Consider the following 24,461-nt stretch of genomic DNA (forward strand, 5'->3'; position numbering starts at 1 on the left):
GAAATGTGAACAATAATTGAAAGAGTCTATCTAGAGAAAGGACTGATTGTCGATGCGAAAATTCACCTTATTACTGATTCTAATGCTTTTTCTTTCTGCCTGTTCACAAGATAAAACCTCTACCATGTCCTATGATGAAATAAAAAAAATCATGATTGACTCTTTACAAACAGAGGATGGTAAAAAGGCATTGCGACAGCTTTTAGAAGAGCCGAGTTTCCGTGAGCTCTTGATTTTAGAGCATGATGAAGTGAAAAAAGCTACCGAGGAAACTTTACTTTCCAAGGAAGCAGAAGACTTTTGGAAAAAAACCTTTGAAGATCCAAAGTTTAAAGAAACTGTTGCGAAAAGTATGCAAAAACAGCAACAGGATATTATGAAGAACTTAATAAAAGATCCGACTTTCCAAAAGGATATGGAGGCATTTTTCGGGCAACCCGATATGCAAAAGCAGTTGGAGACTATCCTTAAATCATCCAATATGCGCAAGCAAATGGAGGAAGTTGTAAAGGAAACGATCGAAAGCCCTTTAATGCAATCTAAATGGCAGGAACTTATTAAGAAAAGTGGCGAAACAGGTTCATCAGGAAGTGGCGATAAGAAAGAAGCGAGTGGCGATAGTGGTGGCGGATCGGATAAGGGACAAAAAAGTACCGAGTAACCTTGGTAATGTAAAAACGGATTTCCCCATAAAACTGGTGGAAATCCGTTTTTTATTATTTATTTAATTTATCGATGATTTTCGTCGCGATGTCTAAATAAATTTGTCCTGTTGTATGTTTTTCAGCGTATACAGAAGGAGCAAAATCTTCATCTGTCCAATCTGGTTGCCCAAGCGGGATTTGTCCAAGTAACTCTGTACGTAGTTCGTCAGCTAGCTTTGGTCCTCCCCCTTGCCCAAAGACAAATTCTCGGTCACCTGATTTAGATTCAAACCAAGCCATGTTTTCGATAACTCCTAAAATTTCATGGTCTGTTTGAAGCGCCATTGCCCCTGCACGAGCTGCAACAAATGCTGCTGTTGGGTGTGGAGTTGTTACAACAATTTCTTTTGATGATGGCAACATTTGATGGATATCTAATGCAACGTCACCTGTGCCAGGAGGTAAATCTAATAATAGATAATCTAATTCACCCCACTCAACATCACGGAAGAATTGGTCTAATACTTTACCAAGCATTGGTCCGCGCCATACGATCGGTGCGTTATTTTCTACAAAGAAGCCCATTGAAATCATTTTTACCCCAAAGCGATCTACTGGGAAAATACGATTATCGACTACCTTAGGCATATCCGTTACACCCATCATATCAGGTACACTAAATCCATAAATATCTGCGTCAATTAAGCCGACTTTCTTTCCTAGACGAGCTAAAGCAACAGCTAAGTTTACTGATACTGTCGATTTACCAACTCCACCTTTACCAGAAGCAATTGAAATTACTTGGACTGTGCTTAATGGAGATAAAATATCTTGTGCTTCCGACTCTGTTGCTGTGCCACGGAAGCTTTGCAATTTTTCTGTTGATAGTTCTTCAAAACGAATACCAACAGTGTTTACACCTGCTTCTTTCAACACCTCAACAACTTTCATTTGTAGTTGTAATTGTTCCGGTGTATTCAGTTTAGCAATGGCAATTTTTACACTGACATGATTTTTTTCTTCTTTTATTGCTACGTTCGTAATACCATCTGTTTCTGCAAGCGATTTATGTAAAAATGGATCTTGTAGTTGTCCCAGTATTTCTCGTACTTGTTGTTCAGTAATCACGACGAACACTCCCCTTATATTGTCTCAATATTAGTATATCATAATGATTTGATTTACGTTGTAGATGTTGCTCTACTCAATTTTGGCTAATAAATAGTCTTCTATACCTTCAACTATGGCATCTGCCATTTTTTCTTGATAGTTTTTGTCCACTAATAATGCTCGTTCCTCATCATTACTAATAAAACCAGTCTCCACTAAAGCTGCAGGTACTTCCGCTTTTTTCAATAAATAGATTTGCTTAATAGACAATGCTTCACGGTCTGTATTTTTTAAATTAGTGCGAATGGATTGTTGAATACTCTTGGCAAGAATCTCTCCATCAGCATGTCCTTCCTTATGGTAAAATACCTGTGCGCCACGCCATTTTGTTTCAGGAATGGCATTTGCATGAATAGTTATAAATACATCAGGCTTTTCCTTTTCCACGATATCCTTTCTTAGGAAGATATCTTGCTTTTTCCGTTCTCTCATTGTTCCATATTTTTCTGATGGCGCATGCTCATCGATTACATCACCATTTTTTGTTCGTGTCATTATAACCGTTGCGCCTTTTTTCTTTAATTGCTTCTCTACATGCTGAGCAATTGCAAGTGTAATATCCTTTTCAATCACTTCGCCCTTTGAAGCTCCTCCGTCCTCACCACCATGCCCTGCATCAATGACAATTTTTATGCCACCAAGTGGGTCCGGTAAGAAGAAGTTACGGTCCGAAGCATTTGTTTCATATGCCACGACCACTATACTCATAAGCATAATTACTCCTAGTGCAAGCCAGCGCTTCACCCATATACACCACCCTTTTACATTTAGTGTACGAAATTAGTGGATGAACTATGCCAGAAAGTAAAAAAAACTCCCAAGTCACAAACTTGAGAGTTTTAATTTCTTCTATATTAAGGGAGGAAGAACAATTTTATTGGTTTGTAAAAGTAGGTTTGAATTCACCTGTATATGGCTCATGCTCTACAAATACAGTTATATCATTGCCATCTTTGTCTTTACCTGTTCGTTTATACGTGAACTTCTTATCGTTGATTTCTGTAATTTCAAGAGCTACACCATACTTATTATCACCGACAGAAACATGCGCTCTTATTTTATTATCATGAATGACATTAAAGTAACCATAGTCTCCACGACTTTCACCTGTTTCAGGATTAAAGAACTCATATTTATTTGTATTTGCATCATACTTTGCAATGCTAATGAAATTTGAATTGAATTCTGTTACATCATTACCCGCTTCATCTAACACAACTGTTCCATGCCATAGTGTATCAGCGAGAATTTTATCTCCGTCAACGTCTGTAACAATTTCACCTGTTGAAGCATCTAACGTTTTATCGGAATCAGTAAATGCCAGTTCTTTTTCTTTATATGGAATATGTTCCACGAATATTTCTACATCATTGCCCGCAGCATCTTTACCCATTCTCTTATAAGTAAAGATACTATCGTTTAGCTCAGTGATCTCGACAACTGCTTGGTAGTTTTTTGATTCGGAAATTAATATTCTTTGTTTCCCATCATTTGTGATAAAGAATGTCCCTTTATCCTCACGGCTTTTACCTGTAGCCGCGTCAAAGAATTCATAATGACCTGTCTGGGCATCATATTTTGCTAAGCCAATGAAGTTTGCGTTCTCCGCCGTTAAATCATTGTGATCTTGATCATAAACCTTTGTACCTTGCCAATTTGTACCACTTAGAACATTAGCCATTTCTTGTCCCTTTGTTAATTGCTCTTTGGCAGTATTTTCTGTTACTGTACTTTCTGTTTTAACTTCCTCACTATTTGTCTTATTGCCTTTTGCAGGCTCCTTATCTTGACACGCTGCCAGTAATGCAATAGCTGCAACAGATACTATTAATAATTTTTTCATACCTACTTACCTCCATCGGTTAGTTTATATTTTGAATTACATCAAACCCATAATGACAATTTTAAAAATGAAAGGTTTGTTGTACCTTCTAAAAACTATATTAAAGTGGAATGTTAAACTCCCCCTAAATAATTTCTTAAAAAAACATAAACTTATACGAAAATATTTTTAATATATATTAAATCTGTACACTAATAGTGAGGTTTATGTAAAAAGCTATTTATTTTTTTCTACATATACTTAATTTATGGGTGATCGACATTTCTCACAAACGAGTACTTCAACATTATTTATTATAGGAAAAAGCTAAGCCTAGCATATCTTTTTAATATTACTCGTATAATTCGCAACATGTTACCATATTTTTATAAACGGAAAAGTAGGCTACAGTGATATACCATTAGTCATTTGGCTGTTTTAACCAAAGAAAAGAGGGTGGAAAAATGAATGATCAATTAATACTTTCAGCAGCGAACGGTGATATTGATAAAGTATTAGCACTTCTGCAAAAAGGCATCAATATTAATACAACGGATCAGAATGGAAGAACCTTTGTCTTAGCTGCCACTTATAATAACCAGGTGGATACTGTGAAGGTGCTCATTCAACATGGTGCTGATATTAATATTAGAGATAATAACCTTGAGAACGTACTTTTACATGCAGGGGCATCAGGCTATTTAGAAATCGTTAAACTTGCCATATCTGCAGGGGCAGATACAAAGCTAACTAATCGCTTTGGTGGAATTGCCATCATCCCTGCATCCGAACGTGGACATATTGAGGTGGTCCGAGAGCTACTTAATCACTCGGACATTCATGTCAATCACATTAATAATTTGCATTGGACAGCTCTATTGGAGGCAGTCATATTAGGCAATGGCGGGGAGAAACATCAAGAAATTGTGCAATTATTGGTGGATCATGGTGCTGATATAACTATTGGAGATCAAGATGGTGTCACACCATTGCAGCATGCAAAAAAACTAGGCTTTTATGAGATTGAGCAAATTTTAAAAGAAGCTGTACCCGAACGAAATAACAGTTAACACTATAGGAGATATTTTCATATACTTTTCTAGATGGCCTCACTTCGGAATTAGCTTACCTGTTGCATCAATTTCACCTGCAATTTCAAAAGAAATAACGTTAAGCAATCTTTGGGTTACTTCACAGATTGCTTTTTATGATGGAATGACAAAAAGACTCTTTCCTCGAAAGTAGAAAGAGTCTTAGGATAGATGTTTTGTCTGCCTCTGACTCCGTAAAGACCAAATCATCTTTAAACGGTACGCCATTTGTAAAGGTTACGAATTCTCTTCTGGTAATAGAATAATAACAGTAGTTCCTTTTCCTTCTTCACTATATATACGAAAACTGGCATTTCTCATAAGCTTAAATTTTTTCAAAGGATTCGTAAATCCAATACGTGAGTTTTCTTCATTTACTAATCGTTGCAACTTTTCTTCTGAGATACCGACCCCATTATCATAAATTTTAATACGTATAAATTGACCTTCTCGTTGCACACTCACCTCAATAGTACCACCTTCTTTTTTCTTCGAAATCCCGTGAAAAACTGCATTTTCAACTATAGGCTGAATTGATAATGCTGGAATCAAAGATTGAATGGACTCATCAATATCATACGCAACTATAAGACGATCACCAAAGCGCATTTTTTCAATATAGAGATATGCTTTTACAAGATCTATTTCATCTTCTATTGAAACCATGCTGTTACGATAATGGACATTTAGCTTGGCACGGAAATAGGTGGCTAAACTGTATAACGCCTCTCGTGTATTCTCTATATTTGTATAGCTTAAGCCGATAATAGTGTTAAGTGTATTGTAGACAAAATGAGGAGTTACTTGCGCATATAAATAATTCATTTCATCTTCAATCGCATCAATGGAAGATTGTCGAACTGCTAGTAATGATTGAATACGCACTAGTAATTCATCCATCGCAATCGGTTTTTGCAGATAATCATTTGCCCCAACTTGTAAAGATAACACTAAATCCGAATGCTGCATAATTGCTGTTAAAACAATAATCGGTAATTCCAACATATCGTATTGCTTTCGTACTTGTTTGCATAATTCGTAGCCTGACATACCATTCATCATTAAATCGACTAACATACAATCTACTTTATGTTTCTTTATATAATCTATCGCATCAAACCCATTATCTACTCCAATAACGGTATAGCCTTTTTGAATTAATGCGTCCACTAGTACTTTTATATTCACATGATCATCATCAACAATGAGTATGGCTTTGTCATTACCTTTATGCATTAATGGTAAATCTAGCTGTAGTATAGTATTATCTGCTCGATTGCCTATCTGGTGTTGTGTTTCAATATCTAGTTTTTCGAGTGTGGCAAGTGGCACCGTAAATGTAAAAATTGTTCCAACACCTAATGTACTTGTTACATGAATTTCCCCATTTAACTGTTCTACTATATTTTTTGAGATACTTAATCCTAACCCAAGACCCCCACTTTTTTTACCTTTCTTTACTTGATAAAAAGAATTAAAAATTCGATCTAAGTCTTGTGATGGTATACCAATTCCAGTATCCCTTACTTGTATTTCCATATAATCATTACGTACACTAGCTAAGACTGTAATTTGTCCATGTTTTGTATGTTGCAGAGCATTATAGAGTAAATTATAAAGCACTTGTTTCAATCGTAATTCATCTGTATACATATGGGGTAAATTAGAATCTACTGCACTTATTAACCTTATGGATGTATCACTCGACATTAAACTACGAATTTCCTCAATTACTTCATCAATTACGCTTATCGGAACAACACGAGGGATAACACGAACTTCTCCGGTCATATGATTCGAAGAAATCAATAAATCCTCTACTAAATAACCTAAACGTTGCGCGACATTATGTATTAAAATGACATTTTCTTGTTGCTCACGCTTTAAAGGTCCTTGTACACCTTCCATTAATGATTTGGATATATTTAAAATACCATTTAAGGGCGTACGTAATTCATGAGACGTTTTCAATAAAAACTCATCCTTCATTTGATTATGCATCAAAAGCTCTTCCGATAACGCTTGAACTTCCTTAAAAGATGTATTTGCTCGGAAGCTAAGCAGAGATGCAAAACTATATAGCGTAAAAATAAACAATAATTGTTCACTATAAACCATAGGTATATCGAAAATGTAATACATTACCATTAAAAAAGTATAACAAGTAAGAGATACTAAAAGAATTAGAATATAATGTGAGCCATCTACACCTTTCACAAGCACACGTAATAGCACAAACACATTATAAAGCCCAACTGGAATAAAAATTACTGCAAAGATTATTTGGGAAAGAACTAGATTTTCTATTGGTATAATCATGCTATTTTTTGTCATCGGGTTGTAAATCCCATAGATAAAAAAAAGTAAACCTAACAAAATACTAATAATATAAATCGCTTTTTTCCTCATAAACTCCGGATACAAATAATAGAGAAATAATGCTAAACAAACATCAACAAGTGGTAAAATCCCTAATTGTAAACGCAATTGTTCATTTATAGTTAAATGTGTAAAAATAAGGAAAAATACTTTTTCATTTGTAAACGACATGTACAGTCCGAATAATATAGTGAATAACCCCAAAAACAATTCTTCTTTACGCTTCCGATTTTGACTATACGATATAATATAAATTGCACCGAATACAATATAACCAATACATACAAACGATTCTGCTAAAATTTTCATGCTAAAATCTCTTTGAATAGCTTCCTTTGTTCCAAACTCAATAGGAAAAGTAATACCAGATTTTGGATAATTATAATTCCCGACATGAATTACTATATCAAGCATTAGATTCTCACTTTGTGCAAACACCGTATATTTATCATCATTTTCGAACTTAAAGTCCTTTAAGGTTTCACTCGGATTCCCCTTACTACCTACATCTTTTCCATTTATGAAAACACGGTTTGATTGACGAATTGAACGAATATATAATCCATATTCCCCTTCAACTGGTACATTTATCTTAACATGATACGTTCCTACAGTAAGTCCTTCCTCATTTGGTTCTACAAAGCTATTCCAAGTAGCTGGCACCTCAATTGGTATTTTCTCGCTCTCGTACGCGTCGAATGAATCGCTTGATGCTATTAAGATATTTGGATAGAAAGACCATTCTCCATCTAGTTTTAAAATAGTCTTTTCTTGTAGTTCTTTTTCTTCAATCGTAACGATCCCATTCTGCGCAATCGGCTGACTACTACTAACAAAATACTCTCCATTGCCAATAAAGTATACGATAATAAATAGCATGATAATGGTCAAAGTAATGCTAATATTTTTTTTCACTATCACCCCTCCCCTATTTTGAACACAATTATATATAACATCAAACTATCAGTTAGTTAGAATGAAATCCATTATGCAATATGACTTTCACCTGTATTTCATTAGTCCTCTTAGGCATCCTATCATAGGGCTGTTAAACAAATTCTGAACAAATCCTATTGTTTTTGTTATCGACGTAAAAAAAGCTCCTCTCAGGTAAACCTGAGAAGAGCTTGAAATCGTTGATATAACAACGATATTAACGTTTTGAGAACTGAGGTGCACGACGAGCGCCGCGTAGACCTGGTTTTTTACGTTCTTTCATGCGTGAATCACGAGTAAGTAATCCAGCTGATTTTAATGCAGCACGGAAATCTGGGTCTACTTGAAGTAGAGCACGAGCGATACCGTGACGAACAGCACCAGCTTGACCAGTGTATCCACCACCGTTAACGTTTACGTGGATATCATAGCTTCCTGTAGTTTCAGTAGCTACTAATGGTTGTTTAATTACTTCGCGTAATGCAGCGAATGGTACGTATTCTTCGATTTCACGTTTGTTGATAACAATTTTACCTGTACCTGGTACTAAACGTACGCGAGCTACAGAGCTTTTACGGCGACCAGTGCCGATGTATTGAACTTGTGCCAAAGTAATATCCTCCTCTTAATTTATATTATCCGCGAAGCTCGTATGCTTCTGGTTTTTGTGCAGCATGTGGATGCTCTGTTCCAGTGTAAACATTAAGTTTAGTGAACATTTTGCGACCTAAAGAGTTTTTAGGAAGCATTCCTTTAACTGCTAATTCGATCATTCTTGTTGGGTACTTATCTAGCATTTCACCAGCAGTACGTGTTTTTAAACCACCCGCAAATTGAGTGTGGTGACGGTATAATTTACCCTCTAATTTGTTACCAGTTAAATGGATTTTGTCAGCGTTGATGATGATTACGTGATCACCTGTGTCAACGTTTGGTGTGAATGTTGGTTTATGTTTACCACGTAAGATTGCAGCTACTTCAGAAGCTAAACGTCCAAGAGTTTGGCCTTCTGCATCAACTACTAACCATTTACGGTCTACTTCGTGACCTTTAGCCATGAATGTTGTACGCATGTATATATCCTCCTAATCGATCGATTACCGTTATTTTTCATTAGACTACACTATAAGTTTCGGGGCTTATTTGTGGTGGTAATGAAAATACCATCTGTTATCATATAATGAATGACTTTTAAAGTCAAGCAATTTCATTAAACACCTGGTGAAGTTGTTCAGAATTATAGAACGCCACTAATAGAACACTTTTTCTAAGTATAGCCCTTGTGGTGGAGCGGTTTTTCCTGCCTTATCACGATTACCTGAAGCAACTACATAGGACACATTGTCAATCTTACGTCGACCTATCCCAACCTCCCAAAGAGTACCTGCAATAATACGTACCATATTATATAAGAAGCCATTCCCTTCAATCACCATATGTAGCTCTTCACCATGCCATTCAAATTGTAACAATGTTACTGTGCGTACTTTATCTTTCACGCTTGTATTCGCCGCGCAAAAACAAGAAAAGTCATGTGTACCAATAATAGCCTTAGCTGCCTCTTGCATCGCCTCTACGTTAGGTTTGACCCCATTTGTCTCCACAGTATAATATCTGCGGAATGGACTTTGGATAGGCTCACAAGACCAAATATAGCGATATCTTTTTCCAGCCACATCGTAACGCGCATGAAAGTCATGTGCCACTTCCTCAACCGATAATACACGAATATCTCTTGGCAGTTGCACATTCAAAGCCTTACTATATTTTTCTGCTGGAATGGCAAGTGGTGTGTCGAAATGCAATGTTTGCCCTGTCGCATGTACTTTAGCATCTGTACGACCACTTGCAGTTACCTTAACCTGTTCTCCCTTATGCATAATAGCTAGAACACGCTCAAGCTCAGCCTGCACTGTGCGTTCACCTGGCTGTACCTGATAGCCCGAAAAAAGTGTGCCATCATAGCTTATAATTACTTTTAATCGTCGCATATAGCCTACTCCTTTAACTTCTATAGAAGAATAGCAATACGCCTATTGCTACTAATAACACAATCGCAAATGTGTCCCCCATATCCCATTTTAACCTACGGTACCTAGTGCGTCCTTCACCACCGCGATAGCCTCTTACTTCCATCGCTGTTGCTAAATCCTCAGCCCGTTTAAATGCACTGACAAAGAGAGGCACAAGCAATGGTACTACTGCCTTTATACGGTCCTTAATTGGCCCAGATGATAAATCAGAGCCTCTTGCCATTTGTGCCTTCATAATTTTATCCGTCTCATCCATTAAGGTTGGAATAAAGCGTAATGAGATGGACATCATTAAAGCCAATTCATGTACGGGTACTTTTATTGCTTTTAAGGGATTCAGTAGAACCTCGATACCATCTGTAATGGAAATCGGTGATGTAGTTAAAGTTAAGATTGACGTCATAAATACTAATACTAGAAAACGAATTGAGATAAATATTCCCCGCCTAATCCCTTCGTCATAAATCGTAATGAATTTTGATTCAAACACAGGGACGCCTTCCTTCGTCATGAAAATATGGAGAATGAATGTGAAGGCCATCAAAAAGAGTACTGGTTTGAGTCCATTTATTAAAAAGTATAGACGAATGCGCGATACTAATACAATCAGTAGCGTGAATGCGAGTAACATAGCATATGTCACGGTATTATTGGCTAAAAACACAATAATAATAAAGGCGAACACAAAGATCAGCTTTGACCGTGGATCAAGTTTGTGTACAGGTGAATCACCAGGTAAGAAGCGACCAAAGATCATTTTTTCCATCATGACTCTGCACGCTCCTCTCTAAGGGCTTGAGCAATTTCAGCAGCAAGCTCTTCCTCTGTTAAGCAAACCTTAGACAAGGAATGCCCCCTCATGTGCTCAATCTTTTGCTGAAAGCGGACAATACGTGGTGGCTCTAAACGGAATTCCTTTAATGTTGCAACATCTTTAAAAATAACTCGTGGTGATCCACTTAAGACATTCTTTCCTTCATGCATAATCACAATATTATCTGCATATCGAGCTGCATCCTCCATACTATGGGTTACTAGAATGGTTGTGAGATGACGTTCTTGATGGAGCTGATAAAACATATCCATAATTTCCTTTTGACCACGTGGATCAAGACCTGCTGTTGGTTCATCTAAGACAATAACCTCAGGGTCCATCGCCAAAACGCCTGCAATCGCTACTCGACGCATTTGACCACCTGATAAATCAAACGGTGATTTATCCAAAACGTTATCTGGCAAACCGACTAAGCTGACAAGTTCTCTTGCACGAGCTTCAGCCTCCTCCTCTGATATACCAAAGTTCATTGGGCCAAACATAATGTCCTTCAACACGGTTTCTTCAAATAGTTGATGCTCTGGAAATTGAAAGACAATGCCGACCTTTTGTCTTACAGTTTTTAAATCCTTTGCTTTTTTCCCAGCTACAATAAGACGATCCCCTATATGTACTTCTCCTGAAGTAGGTCTTAGTAGCGCGTTAAAATGCTGCAAAATCGTTGATTTCCCAGAACCGGTATGGCCAATTATCGCTTGATAAGTATGAGATGGAATGTCAAAATCCACATCGAATAATGCCCGTTTTTCAAAGGGCGTTCCTTGTGCATAGGCATAGCTTACTTGTTGAAGTTTGATGTCCATAAATCATTCACCAACTCTTCTTCTGTCATATGTTGCCCCATTAATGGAACACCTTCCTTTTGCAATAGCTTTGATAACTTCAAGGCAAATGGCAAATCTAGTCCAAATTCAACTAGCTTGTCCCCAAGTGCAAAGATTTCAGCAGGTGTACCATCTGCAAATTTCTTACCATCATTCATAAAAAGAACACGATCCGCTAACATTGCCTCTTCTAAATCATGGGTAATAGATAAAACTGTTAATCCTGTTTCTGCACGTAATGTTTGAACCGTTTGTAACACCTCTGCACGCCCTTGAGGATCTAACATGGATGTAGCCTCATCTAAAATTAAAAGCTTCGGCTTTAATGCAAGTGCCCCAGCAATGGCTACACGCTGTTTTTGTCCACCAGATAAATGATGTGGCTCATGGTCTAAAAACTGACTCATTTTTACCTGTTCGAGTGCCGCATGTACACGTTTTACCATTTCTTCAAAGGGGATACCGTTGTTTTCCAAGGCAAATGCTACATCATCCTGTACCGTTGCTCCAACGAATTGATTGTCAGGGTTTTGAAAGACCATTCCCATTAAGGAGCGAGATTCCCAAAGATTTTCTTCATTCAAGGGTTCTCGCAATATTCGTACATCTCCCTGTTGAGGAAACAATAAACCATTCATCAGCTTGGCAATAGTGGACTTACCAGAACCATTATGTCCTACTATAGCAATCCACTCACCTTCTTCCACAGCAAAGCTAACATTTTCAACAGCATTACGACTATTTGGATTTTCTGGTGTATATGAAAAAGTTACATTATTTAAAGATAAAATTTCAGGCATATCTAGAACTCCTCTCCCTACGCTCAGCTCTACTAATTAACTTACACTTTTTTATGTATGAATTCTACTACAATCCGTATGTCGATAAAAGAAAAATACTACAATAACAACTCAAATTGATATTGGTTTAATAAATAACAAGATAACACCCATATATTAAAAAAAGCACCACAAATTGGCGCCATCTAATCTAATAAAAAAGCGCGCACCTCATTCGATAGAAATGCGCTAGTCGTTACATTTACAAGAAATATGGGTGCTCAAGCCCTATTTCTCCTGAATGAGGTGCGGAGAGCTAAACGAGACGCCACACTAATAAGTGTCCGCTCATCATAACGCTCAGCTTAATTATTTGTCGTATAAATCATTTATAAAGAAAGAGGGTGGTGATTCCCACCCTCTTCACCACAAGTTTTCTCTTATGATTAAACTAGTTCAATCACAACAACAGGTGCACCGTCGCCACGACGAGGACCTACTTTAAGAATACGAGTGTAACCACCTTGACGCTCAGCATAACGTGGTGCAACATCATCAAATAACTTTTGAAGTGCAAATGATGTTGATTCGTTACCTTCTGCATCAGTCGTTGTTACTAGTTCACGACGGATAAATGCAGCAGCTTGACGGCGTGCATGTAAATCTCCGCGTTTACCTAAAGTAATCATTTTTTCAACAGCTTTACGTACTTCTTTAGCGCGAGCCTCAGTAGTTTCGATACGCTCGTTGATGATTAAATCAGTAGCTAAGTCACGTAACATCGCTTTACGTTGAGAACTTGTACGACCAAGTTTTCTGTAACCCATGGATGTTTCCCTCCTTTATAGAAAAAAATCTGATCTTGTTAGTTGTGTTTAAATCGCTTAGTCTTCTTTGCGTAATCCTAAACCAAGCTCTTCTAACTTCGCTTTTACTTCTTCTAATGACTTGCGTCCAAGGTTACGAACTTTCATCATGTCGTCTTCCGATTTATTCGCAAGTTCTAGTACTGTATTAATACCAGCGCGTTTTAAACAGTTATAAGAACGAACAGAAAGATCAAGCTCTTCGATAGTCATCTCTAAAACTTTTTCTTTTTGATCTTCTTCTTTTTCGACCATGATTTCAGCAGTTTGTGCCTCATCTGTCATGCCAACGAAGATGTTAAGATGCTCGGTTAAAATTTTTGCTCCGAGCGAAATCGCCTCTTTCGGACCGATGCTGCCATCTGTCCACACATCAAGAGAAAGTTTGTCGTAGTCAGAAGACTGACCAACACGAGTATTTTCCACTTGGAAATTGACGCGTGATACTGGAGTGTAAATAGAGTCGATCGGGATCACGCCGATAGGAAGATCCTCACGTTTGTTTTGATCAGCAGGAGTGTAACCACGGCCGCGTTGTGCATACATACGCATACGTAAATGACCGTTTTTAGCGATTGTTGCAATATATAGATCTGGGTTTAAAATTTCTACGTCACTGTCATGTGTAATGTCAGCAGCCGTAACTGTACCATCGCCTTTAACATCAATCTCAATAACTTTTTCTTCGTCAGAGTAGATTTTAAGAGCTAGTTTTTTCACGTTCAAAATGATTGAAGCTACATCTTCTACTACGCCTTCTACAGTTGAGAATTCGTGAAGAACACCATCAATTTGAATTGAAGTGACAGCAGCTCCTGGTAATGAAGACAGAAGGATACGACGTAAAGAATTACCCAAAGTGTTTCCATATCCGCGTTCAAGCGGTTCTACAACAAACTTTCCATATTTGGAATCTTCGCTGATCTCCACCGTTTCAATCTTTGGTTTTTCAATTTCGATCATTTTATTTACCCTCCTTCAAAACATCGAATGTATAGGTTCTTTCCATCATAGATTCGATCGTCAATGACGTATCGTTTATTATCTGCACAAGACAGTCTGTACAAAAAATGATGTTCTCATACAATATGAGACGCACCCATTACACGCGACGACGTTTTGGCGGACGGCAACCATTATGAGGAACTGGAGTAACGTCTTTAATAGCAGTTACTTCTAAACCAGCAGCTTGAAGTGCACGAATAGCAGCTTCACGACCAGCACCAGGACCTTTAACAGTTACTTCCAACGTTTTCAGACCATGTTCAAGGGATGTTTTAGCAGCAGTTTCTGCAGCCATTTGAGCAGCGAATGGTGTAGATTTACGTGAACCACGGAAACCAAGAGCACCAGCACTTGACCAAGATACAGCGTTACCTTGCATATCTGTAATCGTTACGATTGTATTGTTAAATGTAGAACGAATGTGTGCGATACCAGATTCGATATTCTTTTTCACACGACGTTTACGAGTTTGTTGTTTACGAGCCATGTTAAGAAGGAACCTCCTTTACCAATTATTTTTTCTTGTTCGCAACTGTTTTACGAGGACCTTTACGCGTACGCGCATTGTTCTTCGTATTTTGACCACGAACAGGTAAGCCACGACGGTGACGGATACCACGGAATGAACCGATTTCCATCAGACGTTTAATATTTAATGAAGTTTCGCGACGTAAGTCACCTTCAAGTTTGTATGAATCTAATTGTTCACGGATTTTGTTTAACTCATCTTCAGTTAAGTCGCGTACGCGTGTATCTTCTGAAATACCTGCATCAGCTAGTACTTTCTGAGCTGTAGTTTTACCAATACCGAAAATGTACGTTAATGAAATTACCACGCGTTTGTCGCGAGGAATATCAACACCAGCAATACGTGCCATGTACGTTGTGCACCTCCTTTAGAATTAACCTTGTTTTTGTTTATGTTTAGGATTTTCACAGATTACCATTACTTTACCGCGTCGGCGAATTACTTTACATTTTTCGCAGATCGGTTTCACAGATGGTCTCACTTTCATCTAACCTAACCTCCTTAGTAGTCCGGAGCGCAAAAGATTATTTAAAACGGTATGTGATACGACCGCGAGTTAAATCATAAGGAGATAACTCAATAGTAACCTTATCTCCAGGTAGAATACGGATAAAGTGCATACGAATCTTACCAGATACGTGTGCTAGAATCACATGTCCATTTTCTAATTCTACCTTAAACATCGCGTTTGGCAAAGTCTCAACAACTGTCCCTTCGACTTCAATTACATCATCTTTCGCCATCTACTCTGTCTCCTCTCTATATGCAAATTAAAGTTCTCATCGTTACATCAAACGGATATCTGCTGCAACTTTAGAAGCAACCTCGTTTCAACATATGTTTGGATTGTATGAGAGATGTTTGAAAGACGCTCGTCTGGTTTCGCTTCACACAATCCACGGAATATACAGAACCAGTAAGGGCACTGAATCTCCCATGTTTACACGAATACCGGAATGTCTTGGATGAGATATTCATACCCGTTACACAGATGCTTCCACGAAACCCATTATACTCCTCCAAAAGGTATGTTGCACTTTTAAGAAGAAATATATACCGGGCACAATATGCTTTTGCAACTCTCAAAAAAATTATGTTTCGTTGTTGCTCCCGCATGCCTCCCGCGGAAGCAGTACTCTGCGCCCGGAGCCGGGTATCAGCTGCGGCTGCTCTGTAATAGAGCATCAAGATCAGCAAACACTTTGTTAATATCTTGCTGTCCATCTATATTAGTTAACACGCCTTTAGCTTGATAGAAATCAAGTAGAGGTTGTGCTTGTTTCATATTTACTTCCAGACGGTTCGCAACCGTTTCAGGATTATCATCTGCACGTGTATAAAGCTCGCCACCATCTTTATCACATTTCCCTTCCTCAGCAGGAGGATTGAAAATTAAATGATAGGATGTACCACAAGTTTTACAAATACGTCTACCTGAAAGACGAGCAATTAACTCATCCTTTTCAACTTGAATGTTTAATGTATGCTCAATAGCTTTACCTAGGTCAGCAAGAATGCTATCTAAGGCTTCAGCTTGAGGAACAGTACGTGGGAAACCATCTAATAAGAATCCTTTTTCACAATCAGGTTTAGCCAGTCGCTCACGAACAATACCAATCGTTACTTCATCAGGTACAAGTGCACCTTGATCCATAAACGACTTAGCTTGTAAGCCTAGTTCAGTACCTTCTTTAATTGCAGCACGGAACATATCGCCTGTAGAAATATGAGGAATTGCGTACTTCTCAACAATTTTATCTGCCTGCGTACCTTTACCAGCACCTGGCAGACCCATTAAAACGATATTCATTAGGAAATATTCCTCCCACAAAAGGTTTGCTGATTAAAGGAAACGATGGAACGTTCCCTAAAAACCAACATTATTTCATAAAGCCTTTGTAGTGACGTTTAACAAGTTGAGATTCTAGCTGCTTCATCGTTTCGAGCGCTACGCCGACTACGATAATAATACTAGTACCACCGATCTGCACTGAGGCAGGTAGATTCATAAAGTTTATGAATATAACCGGCATTACTGAAATAACAGTTAAGAAAATCGCGCCGACAAATGTCAGACGATATAACACGCTTGTTAAATACGTTTGAGTGTTTTCACCAGGACGAATACCTGGAATATAAGCACCTTGCTTTTTCAAGTTATCTGCCACATTTTCTGGATTCACTTGTACGAATGCATAGAAATATGTGAATGCGATGATTAATGCCACATAAATAATCATTCCAACAGGTTTTGTATGATCAAACGTGTTATTAATGAAAGTAGTAACATTATTTTCACCGAAGAACGGAACTAACGTACGAGGTGTCATCAGAAACGCTGAAGCAAAGATTACAGGAATAACCCCTGCAGCATTTACTTTTAACGGTAAATGAGTTTGTTGACCACCAGTTTGTTGATTTCGCCCAGTAACTCGTTTTGCATATTGAATTGGAATTTTACGTAGTGCTTGTTGCACGTAGATAACTCCAATAACAACCGCAAGCAAGATTAAAACAAGTAGACCAAGGATAATTAGGTTGATAAATAGCTTATCACCCGCACCCTCGATTTGTTGTGCATAGATTTGGTTGATACCTGTAGGTAATGCCGCAACGATACCTGCGAAGATTACAACAGAAATACCATTACCAACGCCATGCGCAGTAATTTGATCAGCAAGCCATACTAGGAATGCTGTACCCGCTGTTAATACAATAGAGATTATAACATATGTTAAAACTCCTTCTTCCTTAATCAATGACCCGCCATACATTCTATTAAAACCAAATGACATCGCGAATGATTGAATAAAAGCAAGAATAATAGTAAAGTAGCGTGTAAATTGCGCAAGTTTACGTCTTCCGACTTCACCTTGCTTTGCCCACTCAGCAAACTTCGGTACTACGTCCATTTGCAATAACTGAACAATAATTGAGGCTGTGATGTAAGGCATAATCCCCATTGCAAAGATGGAGAAGTTCTTTAAAGCACCACCGCCAAAAGTATTCAGGAAACCAACGAGGTTAAACTCATCAGTTGCCTTTAATACATTAGCGTCAACGTTAGGTACTGGAATGAAAGTTCCAATACGAAAAACGATTAACATTAAAAGTGTGAAAATGATTTTATTTCTTATATCTCGAACACGCATAAAGTTAGAGATTGTCTGAAACATTAAATCACCTCAGTAGTTCCGCCGGCATTCTCGATTGCTTCTTTCGCTGAAGCTGAGAATTTATGAGCTTTGACAGTAAGCTTTTTATTAAGAGTTCCGTTGCCTAGAACTTTAATTCCAGCTTTTTCATTGCTCACTAGACCAGTTTCAAGTAATAATGCAGCAGTTACCTCTGCACCGTCTTCGAAACGGTTTAAAGCATCAAGGTTAACGATCGCGTATTCTTTACGGTTAATGTTCGTAAAGCCACGTTTTGGTAAACGACGGAATAATGGGTTCTGACCGCCTTCAAAGCCTGGGCGTACACCGCCACCAGAACGAGCGTTTTGACCTTTATGACCTTTACCTGCTGTTTTACCGTTACCAGAACCGATACCACGACCAACGCGGTTGCGTTGCTTACGAGAACCTTCTGCTGGTTTTAACTCATGCAGTTTCATAGTGGGTGGCACCTCCTTGTTCAATAATTGGAAATTAAATTTCTTTTACAGTAACTAAGTGAGCTACTTTATCAAGCATACCGCGAGTAGCTGCGTTATCAGCTTTCTCTACAGTTTGGTGTAATTTACGTAAACCTAAAGCTTCAACAGTTTTGCGTTGTGCAGGTTTAGTACCAATCACAGATTTAGTAAGGGTGATTTCTAATTTGTTAGCCATTATCTTTCCCCCCTTATCCTAATAGTTCTTCCACTGATTTACCACGTAATTTAGCTACGTCCTCTACGCGTTTTAATTCAGTTAAACCTTGAATTGTTGCACGCACCATGTTAATTGGTGTGTTAGATCCAAGTGATTTTGAAAGAATATCAGTAATACCAGCAAGTTCTAGTACAGCACGTACTGGACCACCAGCGATAACCCCTGTACCAGGAGCAGCAGGTTTGATTAGGATTTCTCCTGCACCAAAGCGACCTTGCACTAAGTGTGGAGTTGTTCCACCTACGCGTGGCACTTCGATTAAGTTTTTCTTCGCATCTTCAACAGCTTTGCGGATAGCATCTGGCACCTCTTGAGCTTTACCAGTACCGAAACCTACATGACCGTTTCTATCGCCAACTACAACTAATGCTGTGAAGCGGAAGCGACGTCCACCTTTAACAACTTTAGCAACGCGGTTAATAGTAACTACGCGTTCTTCAAGTTCTCCAAGTTTGTTTGCGTCAATACGACTCATGAAATGTGTCCCTCCTTCTTATTAAAATTCTAAACCGTTCTCACGTGCAGCTTCAGCTAAAGCTTTAACACGTCCATGATATAAGTAACCACCACGGTCAAATACTACAGCAGTAATATTTTTTTCCGCAGCGCGTTTTGCGATTGTTTCACCGACTTTAGTTGCTGCGTCAACATTGCTACCAGCACCTTCGAAACCATTTTCTTGAGAAGATGCGCTAACAATTGTTACGCCTGCTACGTCATCGATAAGTTGCGCGTAAATGTTCTTGTTAGAACGGAATACGTTTAAGCGTGGACGCTGAGCAGTACCCGAAATTTTAGAACGAACGCGAGCATGACGTTTTTTACGAACCTGATTTTTATCTTGTTTCGTAATCACAAGGGTCACTCCTTTCTAATGCTTAAGCTGCATTATTTACCTGTTTTACCTTCTTTACGACGAACATATTCGCCTTCATAACGAATACCTTTACCTTTATAAGGCTCTGGTGGACGAACGTCACGGATGTTAGATGCAAGAGCACCAACGCGTTCTTTGCTGATACCTTTAACGATGATCTTAGTGTTTGAAGGAACTTCAATTTGTAGACCATCTTCAGGTGTGAACTCTACTGGATGAGAGTAACCTACGTTAAGTACAAGTTTATTACCTTGTAATTGCGCACGGTAACCTACACCGATAAGTTCTAAAGCTTTTTCGAAACCTGCAGAAACACCAGTAACCATGTTCGCAAGAAGCGCACGAGTAGTACCGTGGTTTGTGCGGTGTTCTTTTGAATCAGAAGGACGTACTACAGTGATTACGTTACCCTCTTGCTCAATTTTCATATCTTGGTGGAAAGAACGAACAAGTTCGCCTTTAGGACCTTTAACAGTAACAGTGTTGTCAGCTGCAACAGTAACAGTTACGTTAGCTGGTACCTCGATAATTTTTTTACCTACACGAGACATTTAGTTGCACCTCCATTCATTTATTGCTAATTACCAAACGTATGCTAGAACTTCGCCGCCAACTTGTTTAGCGCGAGCTTCTTTATCTGTTAATAAACCTTGTGAAGTTGACACTAAAGCGATACCAAGACCGTTCAATACTTTAGGTACTTCATTTGTTTTAGCATATACACGTAAACCAGGTTTAGAAATACGTTTTAAGCCAGTGATAACGCGCTCGTTATCTTTTCCATATTTTAAGAAAATACGGATGATACCTTGTTTGTTGTCTTCCACGTATTCTACGTCACGTACGAAACCTTCACGCTTTAAAATTTCAGCGATTTCTTTTTTCACGTTGGAAGCTGGTACTTCTAACTTCTCGTGACGAACCATGTTCGCATTACGAATGCGAGTAAGCATATCTGCAATCGGATCAGTCATTGTCATTACATTTACCTCCTTCCCAAATTAGGGGATTACCAGCTGGCTTTTTTCACGCCAGGAATTTGTCCCTTATATGCAAGTTCTCGGAAACAAATACGGCAAAGTTTGAATTTGCGATATACTGAATGTGGACGACCACAGCGTTCACAACGTGTATACTCTTGCACTTTAAACTTTTGCTTACGTTGTTGTTTAACGATCATAGATTTTTTAGCCACGTTTTCGCCCTCCTTGTTTGATTACTTTTGGAACGGCATACCGAATTGTGTCAATAACTCGCGAGCTTCTTCGTCAGAGTTCGCTGTCGTTACGATCACGATGTCCATACCGCGTACTTTTGAAACTTTATCGTAATCGATTTCTGGGAAAATTAATTGTTCTTTAACACCTAGAGTGTAGTTACCGCGACCATCGAATGCTTTTTTAGAAACACCACGGAAGTCACGTACACGAGGTAGTGAGATAGAAATTAATTTGTCCAAGAATTCATACATACGCTCACCGCGTAATGTAACTTTAGCACCGATAGGCATACCTTCACGAAGACGGAAACCTGCGATCGATTTTTTAGCTTTAGTTACTACTGGTTTTTGACCAGTGATAATTGTTAATTCTTCAACAGCTGCATCTAACGCTTTAGAGTTTTGAACTGCATCACCAACACCCATGTTGATAACGATTTTCTCAACTTTCGGTAGTTGCATAACTGATTTATATCCAAATTTGCTCATAAGAGCTGGAGAAACTTCATTTAAATATTTTTCTTTTAGGCGGCTCATGTGTGTACCTCCCTTCTATTTATACTAATTAGTCGATTACTGCACCTGATTTTTTTGCTACACGAACTTTTTTACCGTTTTCGATTTTATAACCTACACGAGTCGGCTCGCCAGATTTAGGATCGATTAGCATTACGTTCGAAACGTGAATTGCAGCCTCTTGGCTAACAATACCACCTTGTGGATTCAATTGGTTAGGTTTAACGTGTTTTTTCACGATGTTCACACCTTCAACAAGAACGCGATCTTGTTTTGGGAAAGCAGCAAGGATTACGCCTTCTTTGCCTTTATCCTTACCAGTGATTACCTTAACCTTGTCACCTTTTTTTACATGCATGCTGTCGCACCTCCTTGATTGGCACTGTCATGAAATTAAAGAACTTCTGGAGCTAGAGAAACGATTTTCATGAAGTTGCTGTCACGTAGTTCACGTGCAACAGGTCCGAAAATACGAGTTCCGCGTGGTGATTTATCATCACGAATAATTACACAAGCATTTTCATCAAATTTGATGTACGTGCCGTCTTTACGACGAACGCCTGATTTAGTACGAACGATAACAGCTTTAACAACGTCACCCTTCTTGACAACGCCACCTGGTGTTGCTTTCTTAACTGTACAAACAACGATATCACCGATGTTAGCAGTTTTACGGCCAGAGCCACCAAGCACTTTAATTGTAAGAACTTCACGTGCACCTGAGTTGTCAGCAACTTTCATACGACTTTCTTGTTGGATCACTTAGGTTACCTCCCTTCGGAAATTGGTTGTTCCGAAATAGTTATTAAATAATAACCGCTTTTTCTACAACTTCTACTAGACGGAAACGTTTAGTAGCTGATAGCGGGCGAGTTTCCATGATACGTACGATATCACCGATTTTCGCTGTGTTTAACTCATCATGAGCTTTAAACTTTTTAGAGTATTTTACACGCTTACCATAAAGCTTGTGCTTTTTGTAAGTTTCAACTAAAACAGTAACAGTTTTGTCCATTTTATCTGAAACAACGCGGCCCGTGTAAACTTTGCGTTGATTGCGCTCAGTCATACTTGAAAACCTCCTTTATCAGTTATTTGCACTGATTTCTCTTTCACGAATAACAGTTTTCATACGCGCGATTGCTTTACGCACTTCACGAATACGAGCTGTGTTTTCTAATTGACCAGTCGCCAATTGGAAGCGAAGGTTGAAAAGCTCTTCTTTCAGTGATTTCACTTTTAATTCTATTTCAGAAGTAGCAAGGTCACGGATTTCATTAGCTTTCATTAGATTCACCACCAGTTTCTTGACGTTTTACGATCTTACATTTAACAGGAAGTTTGTGTGATGCTAAACGAAGTGCTTCACGTGCAACTTCTTCAGATACGCCAGCAATTTCGAACATTACTTTTCCTGGTTTAACTACTGCTACCCAACCTTCAGGAGAACCTTTACCAGAACCCATGCGGACTTCTAGAGGTTTTTTAGTGTAAGGTTTATGTGGGAAGATTTTAATCCAAACTTTACCGCCACGTTTCATGTAACGAGTCATCGCGATACGAGCAGATTCGATTTGACGGTTAGTAATCCAGCTAGCAGTTTGAGCTTGTAAGCCCCATTCGCCGAAAGTTACTTCTTTACCGCCTTTCGCTTCGCCACGCATGTTGCCGCGGTGTTCACGACGGTATTTAACGCGTTTAGGCAATAACATATTATTTGCCTCCTTCCACAGATTTCTTCGTAGGAAGAACTTCACCACGGTAGATCCATACTTTAACGCCTAATTTACCGTAAGTAGTATCAGCTTCTGCGTGTGCATAATCGATGTCAGCACGTAGAGTATGAAGTGGAACAGTTCCTTCACTATAGTGTTCAGCACGCGCGATATCAGCGCCACCTAAACGACCAGATACTTGTGTTTTAATTCCTTTTGCACCAGCGCGGATTGTGCGTTGGATCGCTTGCTTTTGCGCACGACGGAATGATACACGATTTTCTAATTGACGAGCGATGTTTTCAGCTACTAGACGAGCGTCAAGATCTGCACGTTTGATTTCAATGATGTTGATGTGTACACGTTTACCAGTTAAATCGCTAAGGTATTTACGAAGATTTTCAACTTCAGTACCACCTTTACCGATTACCATACCTGGTTTCGCAGTGTGAATTGTAATGTTTACACGGTTTGCAGCACGTTCGATTTCTACTTTAGAAACTGAAGCGTCTTTAAGAGCCGTTTCAATATATTTACGCACTTTGATGTCTTCGTGAAGTAGAGTTGCATAGTCTTTTTCAGCGTACCATTTTGACTCCCAGTCACGAATAATACCAACGCGTAGTCCTATTGGATGTACTTTTTGACCCACGGATTAACCCTCCTTCTTCTCAGATACCACTAGAGTAATGTGGCTTGTGCGTTTGTTAATTGCGCTTGCACGTCCTTGTGCACGTGGACGGAAACGTTTTAAAGTTGGACCTTCGTCAACGAATACTTCAGAAACTACTAAAGAGTTGATGTCAAGATCGTAGTTGTGCTCAGCGTTAGCAACTGCAGATTTTAATACTTTCTCAACGACTGGAGACGCCGCTTTTGGAGTATGACGTAAAATTGCAACTGCTTCACCAACTTGCTTACCTCGGATTAAGTCTACAACTAGACGTACTTTGCGAGGAGCAATGCGTACTGTACGAGCGATAGCTTTAGCTTGTGTCATTAGGATTTACCTCCTCTCAAAATTAGCGTCTTGTTTTCTTGTCGTCTGCACCGTGACCTTTATAAGTACGTGTCGGTGCGAACTCACCAAGTTTATGGCCTACCATATCTTCTGTTACGTATACAGGAACATGTTTACGTCCATCATATACAGCAATCGTTAAACCGATGAAGTTCGGGAAGATTGTAGAACGGCGTGACCAAGTTTTGATAACTTGTTTTTTCTCAGAAGCCTCTTGCGCTTCCACTTTTTTCATTAAGTGGTCATCGACAAAAGGTCCTTTTTTCAAGCTGCGACCCATGTAGGAACCTCCCTCCGTGATTCCACCACGGCTCTCACATAGAAC

At 38.8% G+C, this 24,461-nt stretch carries 35 protein-coding genes and 2 pseudogenes; 2 read left to right on the plus strand and 35 right to left on the minus strand.

All coding sequences use genetic code 11. The features are described from left to right. The first annotated feature begins 52 nt into the window (after positions 1-52). Positions 53-661: a spore germination lipoprotein GerD gene (gene gerD, locus LBYS11_RS22000; protein WP_004233763.1), complete on the plus strand. Its 609-nt coding sequence runs from the start codon at positions 53-55 to the stop codon at positions 659-661. A 55-nt stretch (positions 662-716) separates the two neighbouring features. Here the strand turns inward: gerD and LBYS11_RS22005 are convergent, their stop codons facing one another. The 3 genes and pseudogenes from LBYS11_RS22005 to LBYS11_RS22015 all read right to left on the minus strand — a co-directional run. Then, the gene (locus tag LBYS11_RS22005; RefSeq protein WP_004233758.1) at positions 717-1,772 is read right to left on the minus strand and encodes a P-loop NTPase; all 1,056 of its coding nucleotides are present in this window, start codon (positions 1,770-1,772) and stop codon (positions 717-719) included. A 72-nt stretch (positions 1,773-1,844) separates the two neighbouring features. Beyond that, entirely contained in the window at positions 1,845-2,558 is a 714-nt protein-coding gene (locus LBYS11_RS22010) for an N-acetylmuramoyl-L-alanine amidase (RefSeq protein ID WP_004233756.1), read from the minus strand. Between the two features lie 130 nt (positions 2,559-2,688). Beyond that, positions 2,689-3,516 (minus strand): annotated as a pseudogene (locus LBYS11_RS22015) (DUF4822 domain-containing protein); the annotation flags it as partial. A gap of 584 nt (positions 3,517-4,100) precedes the next feature. On the opposite strand from LBYS11_RS22015, the gene LBYS11_RS22020 reads away from it, so the two are divergent. Then, the gene (locus LBYS11_RS22020) at positions 4,101-4,706 is read left to right on the plus strand and encodes an ankyrin repeat domain-containing protein (protein WP_103118991.1); all 606 of its coding nucleotides are present in this window, start codon (positions 4,101-4,103) and stop codon (positions 4,704-4,706) included. A gap of 258 nt (positions 4,707-4,964) precedes the next feature. On the opposite strand, the gene LBYS11_RS22025 is transcribed toward LBYS11_RS22020, so the two are convergent. The 32 genes and pseudogenes from LBYS11_RS22025 to rpsS all read right to left on the minus strand — a co-directional run bounded on the left by LBYS11_RS22025 (position 4,965) and on the right by rpsS (position 24,416). Beyond that, positions 4,965-8,021: a sensor histidine kinase gene (locus LBYS11_RS22025; RefSeq protein WP_103118992.1), complete on the minus strand. Its 3,057-nt coding sequence runs from the start codon at positions 8,019-8,021 to the stop codon at positions 4,965-4,967. 238 nt (positions 8,022-8,259) lie between these two features. Beyond that, positions 8,260-8,652 carry a 30S ribosomal protein S9 gene (rpsI, locus tag LBYS11_RS22030; RefSeq protein WP_004233744.1) on the minus strand — a complete coding sequence of 131 codons (393 nt, stop codon included), beginning with the start codon at positions 8,650-8,652 and terminating at the stop codon, positions 8,260-8,262. A gap of 25 nt (positions 8,653-8,677) precedes the next feature. Further along, positions 8,678-9,115, minus strand: a complete 438-nt coding sequence (gene rplM / locus LBYS11_RS22035) for a 50S ribosomal protein L13 (RefSeq protein ID WP_004233742.1) — start codon at positions 9,113-9,115, stop codon at positions 8,678-8,680. Positions 9,116-9,292: 177 nt separating this feature from the next. Then, the gene (truA, locus tag LBYS11_RS22040; protein ID WP_103118993.1) at positions 9,293-10,033 is read right to left on the minus strand and encodes a tRNA pseudouridine(38-40) synthase TruA; all 741 of its coding nucleotides are present in this window, start codon (positions 10,031-10,033) and stop codon (positions 9,293-9,295) included. 13 nt (positions 10,034-10,046) lie between these two features. Then, a complete protein-coding gene (locus LBYS11_RS22045) occupies positions 10,047-10,844 on the minus strand; it encodes an energy-coupling factor transporter transmembrane component T family protein (protein ID WP_103118994.1) in 798 nt (265 codons plus the stop codon). Then, the gene (locus tag LBYS11_RS22050) at positions 10,841-11,713 is read right to left on the minus strand and encodes an energy-coupling factor ABC transporter ATP-binding protein (RefSeq protein WP_103118995.1); all 873 of its coding nucleotides are present in this window, start codon (positions 11,711-11,713) and stop codon (positions 10,841-10,843) included. The genes LBYS11_RS22045 and LBYS11_RS22050 overlap by 4 nt, the downstream gene beginning before the upstream one ends. Beyond that, positions 11,689-12,534, minus strand: coding sequence for an energy-coupling factor ABC transporter ATP-binding protein (locus LBYS11_RS22055; protein WP_103118996.1), 846 nt, complete (start codon positions 12,532-12,534; stop codon positions 11,689-11,691). Before LBYS11_RS22055 ends, LBYS11_RS22050 begins: the two co-directional genes overlap by 25 nt. A gap of 425 nt (positions 12,535-12,959) precedes the next feature. After that, entirely contained in the window at positions 12,960-13,340 is a 381-nt protein-coding gene (rplQ, locus tag LBYS11_RS22060) for a 50S ribosomal protein L17 (RefSeq protein ID WP_008181938.1), read from the minus strand. A gap of 57 nt (positions 13,341-13,397) precedes the next feature. Then, complete coding sequence (locus LBYS11_RS22065; protein WP_004233733.1) at positions 13,398-14,342, minus strand: DNA-directed RNA polymerase subunit alpha; 945 nt, start codon at positions 14,340-14,342, stop codon at positions 13,398-13,400. Positions 14,343-14,481: 139 nt separating this feature from the next. Beyond that, complete coding sequence (gene rpsK, locus LBYS11_RS22070) at positions 14,482-14,871, minus strand: 30S ribosomal protein S11 (protein ID WP_004233731.1); 390 nt, start codon at positions 14,869-14,871, stop codon at positions 14,482-14,484. Positions 14,872-14,896: 25 nt separating this feature from the next. Next, positions 14,897-15,262 (minus strand): 30S ribosomal protein S13, encoded by a 366-nt coding sequence (gene rpsM, locus LBYS11_RS22075; protein ID WP_004233729.1) that lies wholly within the window; start codon positions 15,260-15,262, stop codon positions 14,897-14,899. 24 nt (positions 15,263-15,286) lie between these two features. Next, positions 15,287-15,400 carry a 50S ribosomal protein L36 gene (rpmJ, locus tag LBYS11_RS22080; RefSeq protein ID WP_000868344.1) on the minus strand — a complete coding sequence of 38 codons (114 nt, stop codon included), beginning with the start codon at positions 15,398-15,400 and terminating at the stop codon, positions 15,287-15,289. Between the two features lie 37 nt (positions 15,401-15,437). After that, positions 15,438-15,656, minus strand: a complete 219-nt coding sequence (gene infA, locus LBYS11_RS22085; RefSeq protein WP_004233690.1) for a translation initiation factor IF-1 — start codon at positions 15,654-15,656, stop codon at positions 15,438-15,440. Between the two features lie 86 nt (positions 15,657-15,742). After that, positions 15,743-15,820: pseudogene (locus LBYS11_RS22090) on the minus strand (type I methionyl aminopeptidase); the annotation flags it as partial. A gap of 249 nt (positions 15,821-16,069) precedes the next feature. Next, positions 16,070-16,723, minus strand: a complete 654-nt coding sequence (locus LBYS11_RS22095) for an adenylate kinase (RefSeq protein ID WP_004233689.1) — start codon at positions 16,721-16,723, stop codon at positions 16,070-16,072. 70 nt (positions 16,724-16,793) lie between these two features. Next, positions 16,794-18,089, minus strand: coding sequence for a preprotein translocase subunit SecY (gene secY, locus LBYS11_RS22100; RefSeq protein ID WP_004233672.1), 1,296 nt, complete (start codon positions 18,087-18,089; stop codon positions 16,794-16,796). After that, on the minus strand, positions 18,089-18,529 hold the full coding sequence (rplO, locus tag LBYS11_RS22105) for a 50S ribosomal protein L15 (protein ID WP_004233670.1): 441 nt from the start codon (positions 18,527-18,529) through the stop codon (positions 18,089-18,091). The genes secY and rplO overlap by 1 nt, the downstream gene beginning before the upstream one ends. 34 nt (positions 18,530-18,563) lie before the next feature. Next, the gene (gene rpmD, locus LBYS11_RS22110; RefSeq protein ID WP_004233668.1) at positions 18,564-18,746 is read right to left on the minus strand and encodes a 50S ribosomal protein L30; all 183 of its coding nucleotides are present in this window, start codon (positions 18,744-18,746) and stop codon (positions 18,564-18,566) included. A 13-nt stretch (positions 18,747-18,759) separates the two neighbouring features. Then, the gene (gene rpsE, locus LBYS11_RS22115; RefSeq protein WP_004233664.1) at positions 18,760-19,263 is read right to left on the minus strand and encodes a 30S ribosomal protein S5; all 504 of its coding nucleotides are present in this window, start codon (positions 19,261-19,263) and stop codon (positions 18,760-18,762) included. A 21-nt stretch (positions 19,264-19,284) separates the two neighbouring features. After that, on the minus strand, positions 19,285-19,644 hold the full coding sequence (gene rplR / locus LBYS11_RS22120; protein ID WP_004233662.1) for a 50S ribosomal protein L18: 360 nt from the start codon (positions 19,642-19,644) through the stop codon (positions 19,285-19,287). A gap of 32 nt (positions 19,645-19,676) precedes the next feature. Beyond that, on the minus strand, positions 19,677-20,216 hold the full coding sequence (gene rplF, locus LBYS11_RS22125) for a 50S ribosomal protein L6 (RefSeq protein WP_048395570.1): 540 nt from the start codon (positions 20,214-20,216) through the stop codon (positions 19,677-19,679). Between the two features lie 30 nt (positions 20,217-20,246). Continuing rightward, a complete protein-coding gene (gene rpsH / locus LBYS11_RS22130) occupies positions 20,247-20,645 on the minus strand; it encodes a 30S ribosomal protein S8 (protein WP_008181717.1) in 399 nt (132 codons plus the stop codon). A 29-nt stretch (positions 20,646-20,674) separates the two neighbouring features. Beyond that, a complete protein-coding gene (locus LBYS11_RS22135; RefSeq protein ID WP_004233656.1) occupies positions 20,675-20,860 on the minus strand; it encodes a type Z 30S ribosomal protein S14 in 186 nt (61 codons plus the stop codon). 21 nt (positions 20,861-20,881) lie between these two features. Beyond that, positions 20,882-21,421, minus strand: coding sequence for a 50S ribosomal protein L5 (gene rplE / locus LBYS11_RS22140; protein WP_004233654.1), 540 nt, complete (start codon positions 21,419-21,421; stop codon positions 20,882-20,884). 28 nt (positions 21,422-21,449) lie between these two features. Beyond that, positions 21,450-21,758: a 50S ribosomal protein L24 gene (gene rplX, locus LBYS11_RS22145; RefSeq protein WP_004233652.1), complete on the minus strand. Its 309-nt coding sequence runs from the start codon at positions 21,756-21,758 to the stop codon at positions 21,450-21,452. 35 nt (positions 21,759-21,793) lie between these two features. Next, a complete protein-coding gene (gene rplN / locus LBYS11_RS22150) occupies positions 21,794-22,162 on the minus strand; it encodes a 50S ribosomal protein L14 (RefSeq protein WP_004233650.1) in 369 nt (122 codons plus the stop codon). A gap of 43 nt (positions 22,163-22,205) precedes the next feature. Beyond that, the gene (rpsQ, locus tag LBYS11_RS22155; RefSeq protein ID WP_004233648.1) at positions 22,206-22,469 is read right to left on the minus strand and encodes a 30S ribosomal protein S17; all 264 of its coding nucleotides are present in this window, start codon (positions 22,467-22,469) and stop codon (positions 22,206-22,208) included. Between the two features lie 18 nt (positions 22,470-22,487). Next, positions 22,488-22,688 (minus strand): 50S ribosomal protein L29, encoded by a 201-nt coding sequence (rpmC, locus tag LBYS11_RS22160; RefSeq protein WP_004233646.1) that lies wholly within the window; start codon positions 22,686-22,688, stop codon positions 22,488-22,490. Further along, positions 22,678-23,112 carry a 50S ribosomal protein L16 gene (gene rplP, locus LBYS11_RS22165; RefSeq protein WP_004233644.1) on the minus strand — a complete coding sequence of 145 codons (435 nt, stop codon included), beginning with the start codon at positions 23,110-23,112 and terminating at the stop codon, positions 22,678-22,680. The genes rpmC and rplP overlap by 11 nt, the downstream gene beginning before the upstream one ends. 1 nt (position 23,113) lies before the next feature. Continuing rightward, on the minus strand, positions 23,114-23,767 hold the full coding sequence (gene rpsC, locus LBYS11_RS22170; protein WP_004233642.1) for a 30S ribosomal protein S3: 654 nt from the start codon (positions 23,765-23,767) through the stop codon (positions 23,114-23,116). A gap of 3 nt (positions 23,768-23,770) precedes the next feature. Beyond that, positions 23,771-24,115, minus strand: a complete 345-nt coding sequence (rplV, locus tag LBYS11_RS22175) for a 50S ribosomal protein L22 (protein WP_004233639.1) — start codon at positions 24,113-24,115, stop codon at positions 23,771-23,773. Positions 24,116-24,137: 22 nt separating this feature from the next. Then, positions 24,138-24,416 carry a 30S ribosomal protein S19 gene (gene rpsS / locus LBYS11_RS22180; RefSeq protein WP_004233637.1) on the minus strand — a complete coding sequence of 93 codons (279 nt, stop codon included), beginning with the start codon at positions 24,414-24,416 and terminating at the stop codon, positions 24,138-24,140. Positions 24,417-24,461: the final 45 nt, after the last annotated feature.

It is taken from the genome of Lysinibacillus sp. YS11, from assembly GCF_002896375.1.
Classification (GTDB): domain Bacteria; phylum Bacillota; class Bacilli; order Bacillales_A; family Planococcaceae; genus Lysinibacillus; species Lysinibacillus capsici.